Origin of the sequence: Veillonella sp. T34266-5 (assembly GCF_002959815.1) — a bacterium.
GTDB classification, from domain to species: Bacteria; Bacillota; Negativicutes; order Veillonellales; family Veillonellaceae; genus Veillonella; species Veillonella atypica.
The window spans coordinates 115,769-129,201 of sequence record NZ_PPCZ01000004.1; the positions used below are offsets into that span (position 1 = coordinate 115,769).

14 protein-coding genes are annotated in these 13,433 nt (G+C 41.1%); 1 reads left to right on the forward strand and 13 read right to left on the reverse strand.

Translation table 11 applies throughout. The features are described 5' to 3' along the window. Positions 1-48: 48 nt before the first annotated feature. The 6 genes from VIHSUH07_RS02295 to VIHSUH07_RS02320 form a co-directional block, all read right to left on the reverse strand. Entirely contained in the window at positions 49-846 is a 798-nt protein-coding gene (locus VIHSUH07_RS02295) for a sulfite exporter TauE/SafE family protein (RefSeq protein WP_105083746.1), read from the reverse strand. 60 nt (positions 847-906) lie between these two features. After that, a complete protein-coding gene (gene larA / locus VIHSUH07_RS02300; RefSeq protein WP_105083747.1) occupies positions 907-2,181 on the reverse strand; it encodes a nickel-dependent lactate racemase in 1,275 nt (424 codons plus the stop codon). A gap of 307 nt (positions 2,182-2,488) precedes the next feature. Next, entirely contained in the window at positions 2,489-4,033 is a 1,545-nt protein-coding gene (locus tag VIHSUH07_RS02305; RefSeq protein WP_105083748.1) for a ClC family H(+)/Cl(-) exchange transporter, read from the reverse strand. Between the two features lie 57 nt (positions 4,034-4,090). Beyond that, the gene (locus tag VIHSUH07_RS02310; RefSeq protein WP_105083749.1) at positions 4,091-5,833 is read right to left on the reverse strand and encodes an RNA-binding domain-containing protein; all 1,743 of its coding nucleotides are present in this window, start codon (positions 5,831-5,833) and stop codon (positions 4,091-4,093) included. Positions 5,834-5,989: 156 nt separating this feature from the next. Then, positions 5,990-7,141, reverse strand: coding sequence for a lactaldehyde reductase (fucO, locus tag VIHSUH07_RS02315; RefSeq protein WP_105083750.1), 1,152 nt, complete (start codon positions 7,139-7,141; stop codon positions 5,990-5,992). A gap of 141 nt (positions 7,142-7,282) precedes the next feature. Then, positions 7,283-8,431, reverse strand: a complete 1,149-nt coding sequence (locus tag VIHSUH07_RS02320; protein ID WP_105083751.1) for a glycoside hydrolase family 3 N-terminal domain-containing protein — start codon at positions 8,429-8,431, stop codon at positions 7,283-7,285. Between the two features lie 159 nt (positions 8,432-8,590). Here VIHSUH07_RS02320 and VIHSUH07_RS02325 point away from each other — a divergent pair, with 159 nt between their 5' ends. Beyond that, positions 8,591-8,824 (forward strand): (2Fe-2S)-binding protein, encoded by a 234-nt coding sequence (locus VIHSUH07_RS02325; RefSeq protein ID WP_005378014.1) that lies wholly within the window; start codon positions 8,591-8,593, stop codon positions 8,822-8,824. Between the two features lie 300 nt (positions 8,825-9,124). On the opposite strand, the gene VIHSUH07_RS02330 is transcribed toward VIHSUH07_RS02325, so the two are convergent. The 7 genes from VIHSUH07_RS02330 to VIHSUH07_RS02360 form a co-directional block, all read right to left on the reverse strand. After that, entirely contained in the window at positions 9,125-9,757 is a 633-nt protein-coding gene (locus tag VIHSUH07_RS02330) for a site-2 protease family protein (protein ID WP_005378174.1), read from the reverse strand. 59 nt (positions 9,758-9,816) lie between these two features. Beyond that, positions 9,817-10,587, reverse strand: coding sequence for a carboxymuconolactone decarboxylase family protein (locus VIHSUH07_RS02335; RefSeq protein ID WP_105083752.1), 771 nt, complete (start codon positions 10,585-10,587; stop codon positions 9,817-9,819). A gap of 206 nt (positions 10,588-10,793) precedes the next feature. Then, a complete protein-coding gene (locus VIHSUH07_RS02340) occupies positions 10,794-11,225 on the reverse strand; it encodes a hypothetical protein (RefSeq protein ID WP_005378140.1) in 432 nt (143 codons plus the stop codon). An 85-nt stretch (positions 11,226-11,310) separates the two neighbouring features. Then, on the reverse strand, positions 11,311-11,832 hold the full coding sequence (locus tag VIHSUH07_RS02345) for a MarR family winged helix-turn-helix transcriptional regulator (RefSeq protein WP_005378161.1): 522 nt from the start codon (positions 11,830-11,832) through the stop codon (positions 11,311-11,313). A 320-nt stretch (positions 11,833-12,152) separates the two neighbouring features. Further along, positions 12,153-12,368, reverse strand: coding sequence for a hypothetical protein (locus VIHSUH07_RS02350; protein WP_009660714.1), 216 nt, complete (start codon positions 12,366-12,368; stop codon positions 12,153-12,155). 177 nt (positions 12,369-12,545) lie between these two features. Further along, positions 12,546-13,136: a nitroreductase gene (locus tag VIHSUH07_RS02355; protein ID WP_105083753.1), complete on the reverse strand. Its 591-nt coding sequence runs from the start codon at positions 13,134-13,136 to the stop codon at positions 12,546-12,548. A gap of 68 nt (positions 13,137-13,204) precedes the next feature. After that, positions 13,205-13,432, reverse strand: a complete 228-nt coding sequence (locus tag VIHSUH07_RS02360) for a hypothetical protein (protein ID WP_016476298.1) — start codon at positions 13,430-13,432, stop codon at positions 13,205-13,207. Position 13,433 lies beyond the last annotated feature (1 nt).

The following is a 13,433-nucleotide window of genomic DNA, read 5'->3' on the forward strand; positions in this document are numbered from 1 at the left end:
AGGCCTGTACTAATTTTAAAAAGCAATGTATATGAATATCTATCCTACTTAAAACAATATCCCAGACCCAATAATCAATTTAATAGCCAATGCAAATACGCCGATGCTCATAAGTGCCAAGATAGCCTTAGCTCTGAGGCGTTTTGCTATTTGAGCGCCTGCTTGGGCCCCAAATATGGCACCAATACTAGCCGGAATAGCAATGCTAAATACAATATGATTCTCTATAAGATGTGTAATAACACCAACGGCAGTCGACACAGCCAAAATAGCATGACTAGTAGCCGTTGCTAAATGTGTGGGAAATCCCATGATATAAATCAGAGCAGGCACATGTACTAGGCCGCCACCGATACCGAAAATACTAGAGATGAAACCAACGATAACACTAATGGCAATACCGATTGGTTTATTGTACGTCACCTGATCTTTAGTCAAAGATTCTTCTTTACGCTCTCCTTTTTTACCAAAGTTCTTAAAACCAATCAAGAATGAAGCACATAGCATAAAACAGCCAAAGGCAAACATAAATCCATTACCAGTGAACCATCCAGACATACGAGCACCTAAAATAGCACCTGGGAATGTAGAAATACTAAATATAAGTGCAGCGCTAACATACACCTTTTTCTGCCGTAAATATGCTAATGACCCAGAGATGGCATTACACATAACAGAAAATAGCGATGTTCCCACAATCATAGATGGAGACCATTCTGGGAACCAATACATAAATAATGGTACAAATACAAGGCCTCCACCCGCTCCAATTATCGTACCGAACATAGCGGTAAAAAAACCAACTACAATAAAAAATAAATAAAACAAAACTATATTATCAGACATAATCACACTCCTACACTACCACGTAAAGGACTTTCCATTGTAAAAATACAATAGACGTAACTATTCTACAATCACTGTAGATCCATTAGGGATTATAGTAATCGATGCATCCTCGCCCATAATGCCACGGGCAATGCACAATGCTTCATCTAATGTGGACACAGGCGTCATGTGCATATCACGAATGACTTGATGGTCGCAATCTTGAGTCACAACGATAACCTTATAGTGATTCAAAATACGCGCTAAAATTTGAATTTTCCATTGGTATGGTTTAGTTTCATTACGAGGTACGCCGTGGATATCATCTAGGATTTTTTGAGGGCTTTCCATATTTTTGAAAGCCTCATATAATGCTTGTCCCCCATGTCCTTCTTTACAGGAAGCAGCGATGATGATAACACCGCCATCCTTACAAGAGGCTTCGCCAGCAGTCATACCCTTTACGGATTGATATAGATTTTGGTCAGATGGATATCCACCATTACTTGTGATAACGATATCTGCAGGAATAGCTTTCACAGAGGACAAGGAACGAATAAACTCATATCCTTCCTTATGGGCATCTACACAATCACCCGCTACAGCCTTGATGATTTCCTTTTTGCTATCGATGATAACATTTAGGATGAACTGCAAATTCGCTTTTCGTGCGGCATACAACATATCCTTATGGATTGGGTTTTCATCGATTTTACCGGTTCGGGAATGCTCGCTTTCAATAAATTCAGCACAATGATTAGCCAACACCGTCACCTTGGAGGCAACGCCAGGCAACACGGATTTGCGGCCGCCCGAGAAGCCCGCAAAGAAATGAGGATTAATTAGCCCTTCAGAGATGAGCAATTCCGTTTCTACCGCCAAACGATTGATGACGCACTTGCCGCCAGATGGCAACGTGCCGATTTCCACCATATTCGCAGCATCCTCAGAGTCATGATTGATCAGTTTTTCGTTATTCACGATATCCTCGCCGAACCGATGTACCATCTCGTCGTGCGTCATGGCCCGGTGAAAGCCAGTAGCAATCAGAATCGTAATATCAATTGTCGGATTCACCGCGCGAATACGACGGAGCAAAATAGGCAACGTCACCTTACTTGGCATAGGGCGCGTATGGTCACTCGTAATAATAACCATATTGCGTTTTCCCTTAACCAATTCTTCAAGAGGCAGACTGTTAATCGGATGATCAAGAGCCTCCTCTACAAGCTCAGCGGGACTCTTTTCAGCTACATACGCCGCCGCATTAGACACAAGAACCCCCTGCACAAACCGCTCATCAATAGACACATCTACACTTTTATAATCATACGGAAAAGAATACATCTTCATATCGGCACCTCCTGTTATATATAGTAAGTATAACAGAAAAACTCAGGAGCAGCGAAATCGTATTTCCAATCTATAATTGAAGAAATAAAAAAGGTGAGCTGCCTCAAAAAAACGACTTCGGGTCCCTTCCTTTACTCCCTGTAATAATGCAGCAAAATCCTATTTCCAATCTATGTTAGATTTAAGACGAAAACGCGAGGTCCCTCTGAAGAAATCGACTTTGGCCCTGCGAAGGCCGCAGGCCGAAGTCAGACCCGGCCGGTGGAGATTTCTTTAGAGGGACCTCGCGTCCCAAACGTATTTAAAACTAATTAGATTGAAAATAAGATTTAGCTGCTTTTAATCGTCCTCGTTCGCACGATACTTGTAGTTCATCGCCCGGTTGTAGTTTTACATCGTTTAAAGGCACGATGTATGTTCCATTCCGACGAATGCTTACAATTAACGTCCCATCTGGCAAGTTGAGGTCTTGTAGTTGTGTATCCACATAGGATGCCACTACAGGCACCTTGGTTTGGAAAAAGGTTTGAACATTTTCTAGGTTGCTTTGGCCTGTCATAGCTTGTAATAAGGAATCGTAAATAGGTGGTTCTTTTAAGAGTTCTGCCACCAAGTAGGCCACAATAGTAACGATACCAATAGCATAGATATTGGAAAAGCTATCCGTCATTTCAAGAACGAGTAAAATCGCCAAAATTGGGGTACGCATAGCGGCCGCTAGCATGCCACCCATGGCACAAATAACGAATTGCGGTACAAAATCAGGAGATATTAACCCTGCCGATGAAAGCAGGCTTTCACAAAAGGCACCGGCTGATGCACCGATGACGAGCATTGGCAAAAAGATGCCGCCTTGAGCGCCACTGCCATAGCAAAACGTAGTAAGCAAGATTTTTCCGAGCACAATACCGCCGAGGAGCAATACGCCATGAGACTGAAAGGCCAGTTGACCTACCAAATCATTGCCACCGCCCAACAAGAGCTGGGAATCAAAGCCGATAACGGCGACGGTTACAAAGGTAAGCACAAGCTTTAGAAAGCGAGAACACTTGAGCCACTCGAAGAAACGCTTAAAGGCAAATATCATGCGACAAAACAATACACCGCAGAGCCCCATTAAAATACCTACCCCGAGCAGAACCGGAAAATAATTAAGCGGCATCCCTGAAGTTACGGAAAATCCGAGGGCCGGCGTAAGGCCAAAGATAGTTACCGTAATGTAGTTCGATATGAGCGTAGCCACGAAGGTAGGAATGACAAGGTACGGATAAAAGCTTTTGTGAACCTCTTCAAAGACGAACATAGCCCCCGACACAGGCGCACTAAAGGCAGCAGTTAAGCCTGCACCGGCACCAGCCGATGTAAGGATGCGTTGTTCACGTAGGCCTGAATTCATCCAATAGGACACGATTTTACCGGCAGAGCCGCCAATTTGCACCGCTGGCCCTTCACGGCCCACAGAAAATCCTGCAAAGCCTGTCAATACGCCACCTATCATCTTTGAAATAAGCGTGCGATATGGCTTCATGTTGAATAAACCGAGCATTTCCCCTTCAATTTGAGGGATACCGGAACCGCCAGATAATGGCGCCCACGTTAAAAGGCGATCAACAATACAGGCAAATACAACCATAGCAATGAGCCAGCCAATAGCCCATTCCAAGGAAATATCGCCCATTAGATGCCACCTGATATGCTCAGACTCGAGGATTAAATATCGATAGGCAGCGCCAAAAAATCCTGCAATGATACCTACTAAAGCCCCTTTAGCAATGAGTTCAGATAGTAGTATCCGGTTCATCGACATATCTGCTAAGGTAGAGCTGCGTTTATTTAGTTTCCATAGTTTCATGCATTCTCCTCCTCGTGGAAAATATATCGAATATCAGTCTAATCTATGTAGGATTCTCTAAATGGACGGCAATAACGATTTCTCTGTCATCCGTTCTAAACGAAGTTTCTCCGCTACATACGTATCAGTATATTTATAACTAGTATACTTTCCGTTTCCTACTTTTTCAAGAATTCCCTTATTGAATAACTTCATAATGAGCCGATACGCCTGCGGTTTAGAAATACCTAGTGCATTGGCCACGTCTGTACGCGTCACTTGATCAACAGCATTGAGCAACGAATGGAAGGCTTTAATATATGGATTTCCATAAGTCGGTGTAACATCATATACTTGCGAGGTTCCATGTAATCGATATACATAATCAGCAGTATTCAAATAATACAACTGCTTACCATCCATATCGACCGATTGGATAATATTCATCTTTAATAATTGTTGAACATTCATTTCACAGATAGCAGGAGATAACTGACAATCATGGATAATATCGTCCATACTAGATTGTTTGAGTTTACGTATACTATACAAAACCAATAACCCTCTTAAGCTAAGTTCCATATTGGACTTGACCTGATTTTGTACAATTAGGGTAACAAAATTATCATCTACGGGTGCCTTATCAAAAACAACGCGCACATAAGTACTTGTAGACTCGTCATATCGAGGTACCGGACGTCCTGCAAATAGTGATGGTTCAATAATTTTATCCACACCACGCCCCGTCTTTTCAGCCAATCCGATTCGTTTGAAAGCATCAGCTAATACGGTATTACGACTACGAGGTTCTGCAAACAATACGGAATTGGATGTAATCCCTTGCATAAAATCGCCAGGACTCGTGATTGATATTTGCTCATCATTAATTTCAACACGAATGCGCCCCATTTCTGTGTAATCCCTATGAGAATAAGCATTTACTAATGCCTCTCTAAAAGAAATAGGGTCTATATCCATCAATCGAACAGCAACCGGGCCAGGAAATAGTTCCGTCATCATATTGACTAAATCTAACGATTCAATACAGCGCTCAATGGCCTGCAGTGCAGGGATATGCTCTGATACATTCCTAATTAATTTAGTGCCTTTCATCATGGTGAAAGCAGACTCTGCAGTCGGTATTAAACCCCTGATTCGCTCGCCTTTACCTAGTAGTATCAATCCAGCCATTGTTGGGTGAACGGTACCATCTACGGTTTGTACTAATTGTAAGGCTTGCGCTAATTTCAAATTATCCAGCTCAAGTAAAGACTGATCTCCTCTATACTTAGAAATCATGGAACGCATTCTTTCAAACTCAAGCAAGGACAAATCATCAAATGTCGCATCTAACACCGGATAGGCCGACACATCTAGACCATAGGCATTTACCATATAACGCCGAATATCACGTAAAAACATCGGGTAATTTTCTGGCGTGCCATTCCCTTTTAACCGTCGTTGTAATGCCCGTCCACTCGACGTATAAATCAACTCATAACTCTTTGGAACTGCAATACTAATAATAGGTTTTGTAAAACTGTACATAATATCTGTACTAACAGAAACATTAGGTACCGTACGATTAAAAATCATAGCACTTAACCCCGCTGTAGACTGGTGGTTTTTATGCACGCCCGTAATCGTCCCATCATCCTCTACGCCAATATATAATGTACCACCCTCTGTATTTGCCAATGCTACAACGGCCTCAACTATTGTTTCTTCTGAAAGTTTCTTAACATCACTTTTAAATTCCGTTCGCAAATCTTCAATCAACCCTATATTTTCTGTATTCTTTGTATGCCCAATATGCTTCATTTTCACACCTCCTGACCTCTTTACTCACAGTATATTCTTATATTTACATAATGTAAATATCTTACTCACGAATTCGTGAGCAAAAAAGAACAGCATCTATATGAGTAATGATTTACCATATAGATGCTGTACCATATTATTATTAATTACACTTAATTAGAATATAGATTCATAAATACCAATGATTTCATCAATGGTTACATCTCGTGGATTACCTGGCGTACATGCGTCATTGAAAGCAGATTCAGCGAGGAATGAAATGTCTTCCCGTTTCACGCCAGCTTCGCTGAGGGATTTAGGAATACCTACATCGTCGGCTAGTTTTTGGATAACATCGATGGCAGCCTGACGGTAGGTGCTTTCATCCATAGCATCCACATTAGGCACGCCCATAACGCGAGCGATTTCACGGTATTTAGCACCTGTTTCAGGGGCATTAAATTTAAGAACCGCCGTTAGAAGCATAGCACACGCTTTACCATGAGGGATATCATACACAGCACTCAATGGATGAGCCATGGAGTGAACGATGCCAAGTCCTACGTTAGAGAAGCCCATGCCGGCAATATATTGACCTACGGACATCGCTTCACGACCTGCGTATTCACCAGCTACTGCACTGCACAAGGAACGGCCAATGATCTCGATAGCTTTCAAATGAAGCATATCTGTTAATTCCCAAGCACCTTTCGTAATATACCCTTCTACGGCATGAACGAGGGCATCCATCCCCGTAGAAGCACATAGGCCGGTTGGCATGGACGCGGACATATCAGGATCGATTATAGCGATAATTGGAATGTCATGAGGGTCTACGCAAACAAATTTGCGGTTCTTTTCCACGTCAGTGATAACATAGTTGATGGTAACCTCTGCTGCCGTACCGGATGTAGTAGACACAGCGATAATCGGCAAGCAAGGGTGTTTTGTAGGCGCCAAGCCTTCAAGACTACGCACATCGCTAAATTCAGGATTTGTCATAATCGTAGCAATAGCCTTACTCGTGTCGATAGCACTACCACCGCCTACAGCAACGATTACATCAGCACCAGCCGCCTTACAAGCAGCCACACCAGATGTTACATTTTCAATGGTTGGATTCGGCTTAATATTGTCATATACATCGTAAGTAATGCCTGCCGCATCAAGCAAATCCGTAACCTTCGTAGCAACCTTAAACTCAAATAAATCAGGCGTAGATGTAACGAGAACCTTTTTAAAATGGCGATTCTTAATTTCGTTTACAATCTCCTGAATCGCACCTTGACCAAAATACGACGTGCCGTTCAACATAATTCTCCGAGACATATACTTCACTCCTAACGAATAAAAAATAAACCGATAGAGAATAACTATACTTAGTAATTCTCTATCGGTATCAAAAAGTCCTGTATAAGGGGATAAATACGTTGTTATGAATACACTATATACTATGGATTAACCTAGTATTTATAAACCATGGCTCATCTTCATAAGCAATATACGTTTCACCGATTCATCAAGACGTTCCTTAGGAATAGTGCCGTCTTTAACGGCTTTCATAAGCCCATTATAGGCCTCTTGCATATGTTCATACTCATGGCATACGAGTAAAATGTCACTGCCAGCTTGGATGGATTGAACAGCCATATCGCCGAAGGTATAGTGTTTGGCAAGGGCGCCCATGTCCATATCATCGGTAACGACGACGCCGTTATAGCCCATATCTTTACGAAGCCAATCAGTGATGATTTTCTTGGATAAGCTAGACGGATGATCAGGGTCGATTTGTGGATACATCGCATGGGATACCATAATCATATACGTATTCGGTTTCGACTGTTTAATAAGGTCTACAAATACCTTTGTATCCTCAGCGAGTAACGTATCTTTAGACACAGGCACCACGCTAGTGTCTGCATGTAAATCTACATCGGTTTTACCAATGCCAGGGAAATGCTTGTACGAATACCATAGGCCAGATTCGTCATAAGCTTTGCCTACCGCACCTGCAAACTTCACGACTTGATCGGGATTCGTACTATATGAGCGACCATAGGTTAATCCCAAGTCCGCATCAGGCGCAAAATTAATATTAAATCCAAGGTCCTTAAGTTCAGTCCCTACTTGTTTGGCTAGATTTGCTGCATGGTCAACAGAACCTTGACCCAGCTCTTCTGCAGGGGGCACCTTAATCAACTTGTCCTCCATACGCGCCACGGCGCCGCCCTCTTGGTCGATACCGATGAACAATGGCGTAAGACCCGCACTTTTACCGGCCTTATTAATATCGGTAATGAGCGTTTTCACCTGCTCCTTACTCTCCATGTTGCGGTCGAACAGGATAATGCCACCCACTCGATATTCATTGAGCATAAATTTCGCATCATCATTCAAGGTTGTGCCATGAATACCAATCATCAACAGCTGGCCTACCTTGTCTGCATCGGACATATTAGCCACAAGCTTATCTACCTTTTCTTCTGGTGAAAGCTCACTCTGCACCACCGCTTCATAGGTTACAGGCTCTGCCTTCTTGGCAAAGGGATTATGAAATGCGCAACCTGATGTGAGTACCAAAGCACCAATCATAGTCGCTGCTACAATACGTCGTAACATATTAACCTCCAAGTATAATTTATAATGCTTATAGTATATCATCTTCGACCATGTTATATGTACTTAACAAAACAACCTTTTCTATGCTATACTAAACTATATCGTAAAGTTTCGATGTAATTTAGTATATAATGACTCGTGTGAGTCAAAGAGGAATATATGGAATTTGAAAATAACCAAGTACCAGAGGCAATTCTGGACAAATTAACAAAGGTGTGTACATGTCGCAGCATTACACGCAAAACGATTAAAGAGGCCATTTTTAATGGGGCTCATACATTTCCAGCTGTCAAAGAAGCGACTAGAGCAGGCACTGGTGCCTGTGGTGGCAAAGGCTGTGGTCCGCGCATCGTAAAATTACTAGCGGAACTAAAAGAACAAGGTCGCATTTAATATTATCCCTTGTTTTAAAATAGAACAGGCCTGTTCTATTTTTTAGGACCTCATACAGAGCTCTTTAGAATTAGTACAGGCCTGTTCTATTTTGCAGGACCTCATACAGGGCTCTTTAGAATTAGTACAGGCCTGTTCTATTTTACAGGACCACATATAGGGCTCTTTAGAATTAGTACAGGCCTGTTCTATTTTGCAGGACCTCATATAGGGCCCTTTCACCTAAAACACAAAAGCTATTAGTTGATTATATACAATCAACTAATAGCTTTTTTTAGTTTAAAGGGCTGTTTTATCGGATTATAGCACCAAGTTAACGATGCTTTCAAAACCACCAAGAATCGATTTTTGCAAGGGCACAAAGATGTGCGAAGCAATCGGTGAATTTAATATAACGATCAAGATGAGCAAGGAAACCATGCTAAATCGTGCTACATGAATTTGCCATTTAAGAGGCAAGAAGTTCATCAAAATATGGCTGCCATCAAGTGGTGGTACAGGCATCAAATTTAAGATGGCAAAGTTAATGTTGTACACGACAATGAGAAACAAGACGAGGTACAAGGAATCATTGCCCAACAAGTTCGCCGCTTCGAGGCATCGCATAACAACGTAGCCTATAAAGGCCATGACGAGATTAGCCATAGGCCCTGCGATAGACACTATCATATCATCGGTCCGCGGGTCCTTAAAATTGGTGGGATTCACGACAACTGGTTTGGCCCAGCCGAATCCACCTATGATTAACGCCAAGGATCCAATGAGGTCAAGGTGTACAAACGGGTTCATCGTAAGGCGCCCCATCATACGCGGTGTAGGGTCCCCCAGTAAATCTGCCGCCTTAGCGTGGGCATACTCATGCCCAGCAGCAGCAATGATCAGCGCCGGAATGGACGCGATAATCATAATTAAACTTAATCCAGAAAGAATCATATTACTCCTTGTTATCTAATAGCACTTAGCTACTACATCATGTATTGATTGTTTTCCATTTATTGATTTGCTTCCCATTCGGCAAAGCCTGCATTAATGCAAGACAATGCATTCAAAACACGGGGATAACCAATATACGGTACACATTGAGATGCAATGCTAATCAAAAATTTCTTATCATTTCCTACATTCAAATTACCAATGACATGCGCCTTAAGTTGCGCTTCACAGCCTCCTTGGGCCATGAGGAAACAGAACGTAATAAGCTCACGTTGTTTGGTACTAAGGCCCTTACGCGTATAGTAATCACCAAACATGTTGGATAACCATTTATTAATGTGACGCATATCTTCAGGTCCTGATTGGTAAAAGTTCCGCATCCCTTCACCCCAGATTTCCACTTGCTTTTCAATGCCCTTTTCAAGGCGATTTTCGCTAGTGATCGTGCTACGATGAGGGTTTTGAATTTCTTCATCCCGATAATCAAGGATCTTATTGGTAATCTTAAAGAACGGACGCACCTTGCCAATACCAAGATACGGCACTGCTTGATAAATAAGTTCTACGATTTCATCAGGAATGACGCCAAAATTTAAGGCAGCTGGCATCATCAATGAATATTCCTCTGTAGCGCCTCCGCCAACTAAGGTTGCTAAAATGGCCAGAAAACGACTATGGGCTGCTACATTACAGCCATCCTCTATAATAACCTCGTGAAAGGCAAAGTTTTCAAATAGATCTTCGAACTCAGGGTCTATATATCCTGCTGGCGATGCAATATCGGGGAACATGCGTTCCGTATAGGCTTGCGCAAATTCAGATTTTGCCATCCTTACCTCCTAAAATAATTATTTAGCTTTTACCTAACATATAATTAATAGGTTTTCACCTAACATACCGTTTATAGGCTTTCACCTAACATACAATTTATCATCATAATTATATGATACCTATCCATTCGTATATATACAACAATGGTGAAAGCCCCTTATAAAGAACTTTCACCATTATACGTATCATTATAAGTATTTAATTATTATGCATGAACGTTTACAGTTGCAGGAACAGCATTTACATCAGGGAATGCAAACTCTGTGCCATATACTTCTTTCCAAGCAGCTTTGAACATGTTGAATTCGTTTGTGCCAGGATTGATTTGGTACAATTGACCATCTGGAGCAAAGCGATATACAGTGTGCAAGCTAGGATGCACAATATATTTGAACAATGTAGCTTCGCCGTATTGGTTGTTATGCATATTTACTACATTAATACCAAATACATAGTTGCGGCTACCATCGATCAAATTAAATTGAGATGCTTTGTCGAAGTAATAAGTTTCTGTACCATTTGCACTGTTTGGTACTTCTGGGTAATTTGCCAAACCATTCCAGTTAGCAGCACTCGCTACGGAACCAACCAATAATGTTGCTGCAAGAGTAAATGTGGTAACTAATTTCTTATTCATAATGTTCGCCTCCACCCTAAACGGGTAACACTAGGTCTACTCTCTATGACCCAATAATACAATATCTGATTAAATTATATCACATTTACCGTTTAATATCTTCAGGATTGATAACACCATGAGCTGCATCAATAGTATCTAATAATTTATTAAGTAGTTTTCTCAATTCTGCAGCTTCATGAACGGTAAAAACTTCTTGCGTGCTAGCGACTAGTTTTTTAGGTACTTCAATAGCGTCCTTGCGAAGTGCATGTCCTTCTTCTGAAAGGGTAACCATAACCACCCGTTCATCATTACGACTGCGTTTACGTTTTAAGAATCCTTTTAATTCTAATTTCTTAAGCAATGGTGTCAATGTACCGGAATCAAGGCGCAATACTTGCCCTAATTCCTTAACGGATAATTCACCGTATTGCCACAACGCCATCATGACGATGTATTGAGTATATGTCAAATTCAAAGGTTCCAAATGCGGACGATAGGCATTGACGATTTCCTTCGCTACTACATACAAAGGGAATCCCAATTGATTTTCCAACATTAAATAATCATCTTCTGGAACTTCTGAAACGCGATTATAACCTGCCAATGTACCTATTTTTGCCATTAACTAGCCCTCCATTACACACACATTAATATTTCTAAAATAATTGTACACAATTTTCCATTAAGCGGTCAATACATCTTTGTAAATTCTTCAGCAACTTACGGTTTCATAGATGAGGGGGCAAAGTCGGCTTCAAAACACCCACACATCCGCCATGAACGCTAATCTATATTTAGCTAATCACAATATAGCATTTTATATTAGAATCCATTAGGAATTTATAAAGATTATAAGGAAAAGGGTGCATGGGATTGCACATCAAAAACTTATTTTCGATATACAATCCCATGCACCCTTTGATATTAAAAATATATTTATCCTTAATTATGGTATGTATTGGTATGAGTTATTTTATCGTCTACAGCAGCCATATCAACGAGCATAGTCCAGGTTAAAGCTTCTTGCGATACGCTATTCCAATGGATGGGCATAACAGGCATAGATACTACGTCTGCAGAATCTAATGTGTTCATTACCATTCGTATTGGTTTCGTATGATTGACAAACCAGTCTTTTATTGTGCTTCGCGTTGCCATAGTTGCCTCCAACTAAACTGTATCATTAGCAATAGTATTACTAATTTATATCTATACCCCCATAGGTATTTACTATTATATATACTATATACCCATATAGGTATATTTGCAAGTGTATTTTTATTTTTATTCTAAAAACAAAAAGGGCCGCTTACGCGACCCGTTCATATATAATTTTTAGTCAATATAGGTTACCGGATTTCCTTTGATGTCAAGTTCTCTGCGGTTTAGTCCATTTGGCAAGTCTGGATAGCCGATGGCAAGGCTTGCATATACTTTTTCATCATCGCCCATGCCAAGTTCGCGAAGGCGTTTGGTTATGCGTTCGTTGTCTTGTAGGTGACGTAATTGGTTCACCCAGCAGGATCCCAAGTCTAGTTCGTTGCAGGCAAGCATCATGTTTTCCATAGCACAAGCTGTATCAGAGAAATTATTGGCTAGCACAGGTTTATGAGCCAATACGATGAGCACCGGTGCATTGTAGTGGAATACAAATTTGCCCTCTTTGGACATTTTAATGATGTTCACCATGTATGGTGGCGTTTGTTCCGTTACTTCCGTCTTGCCATACTCTTCTTGGACAAGGGTTACTAGTTCTTTCAACACATCCGGATTGGTAATGACCATAAAATGTGTAGGTTGTAAATTGCCACCTGTTGGCGCGTGACGACCTGCATCGATAACGGTGTCGAGCAATTCTTGTGCAATCGGTTCAGGTTTGAATTTACGTGTACTATGACGTGTTTTTATGCATTCTAATGTATTCATGATAAACCTCCTTTTGAGAGTATTCTACTATGAATTATTGATTGCTTACAAGTTTTACTACATATAGATTATTGATTACTTACAAGTTTGCCTACATATGGATTTCTGTCTTCGTCAGAATTAGTTTTATATTTCCAAGACAATAATAATGCCGAGTTAAGTACTACGAGCAAGCTTCCCCCATTGTGTACGAGGGCGCCCCATACTGGTGAAAGCGTACCAATCATGGCTAAGATAATGGCAATACCATTCAGAATAAGGGCAAAGCTCAGGTTAATTTTAATAGTGCGCATCATG

What these genes read in the sequence shown, in the direction of transcription:
- VIHSUH07_RS02295 (WP_105083746.1), bottom strand. Translation starts at nt 846, where the DNA reads ATGTCTGATAATATAGTTTTGTTTTATTTATTTTTTATTGTAGTTGGT.
- larA (WP_105083747.1), bottom strand. Translation starts at nt 2,181, where the DNA reads ATGAAGATGTATTCTTTTCCGTATGATTATAAAAGTGTAGATGTGTCT.
- VIHSUH07_RS02305 (WP_105083748.1), bottom strand. Translation starts at nt 4,033, where the DNA reads ATGAAACTATGGAAACTAAATAAACGCAGCTCTACCTTAGCAGATATG.
- VIHSUH07_RS02310 (WP_105083749.1), bottom strand. Translation starts at nt 5,833, where the DNA reads ATGAAGCATATTGGGCATACAAAGAATACAGAAAATATAGGGTTGATT.
- fucO (WP_105083750.1), bottom strand. Translation starts at nt 7,141, where the DNA reads ATGTCTCGGAGAATTATGTTGAACGGCACGTCGTATTTTGGTCAAGGT.
- VIHSUH07_RS02320 (WP_105083751.1), bottom strand. Translation starts at nt 8,431, where the DNA reads ATGTTACGACGTATTGTAGCAGCGACTATGATTGGTGCTTTGGTACTC.
- VIHSUH07_RS02325 (WP_005378014.1), top strand. Translation starts at nt 8,591, where the DNA reads ATGGAATTTGAAAATAACCAAGTACCAGAGGCAATTCTGGACAAATTA.
- VIHSUH07_RS02330 (WP_005378174.1), bottom strand. Translation starts at nt 9,757, where the DNA reads ATGATTCTTTCTGGATTAAGTTTAATTATGATTATCGCGTCCATTCCG.
- VIHSUH07_RS02335 (WP_105083752.1), bottom strand. Translation starts at nt 10,587, where the DNA reads ATGGCAAAATCTGAATTTGCGCAAGCCTATACGGAACGCATGTTCCCC.
- VIHSUH07_RS02340 (WP_005378140.1), bottom strand. Translation starts at nt 11,225, where the DNA reads ATGAATAAGAAATTAGTTACCACATTTACTCTTGCAGCAACATTATTG.
- VIHSUH07_RS02345 (WP_005378161.1), bottom strand. Translation starts at nt 11,832, where the DNA reads ATGGCAAAAATAGGTACATTGGCAGGTTATAATCGCGTTTCAGAAGTT.
- VIHSUH07_RS02350 (WP_009660714.1), bottom strand. Translation starts at nt 12,368, where the DNA reads ATGGCAACGCGAAGCACAATAAAAGACTGGTTTGTCAATCATACGAAA.
- VIHSUH07_RS02355 (WP_105083753.1), bottom strand. Translation starts at nt 13,136, where the DNA reads ATGAATACATTAGAATGCATAAAAACACGTCATAGTACACGTAAATTC.
- VIHSUH07_RS02360 (WP_016476298.1), bottom strand. Translation starts at nt 13,432, where the DNA reads ATGATGCGCACTATTAAAATTAACCTGAGCTTTGCCCTTATTCTGAAT.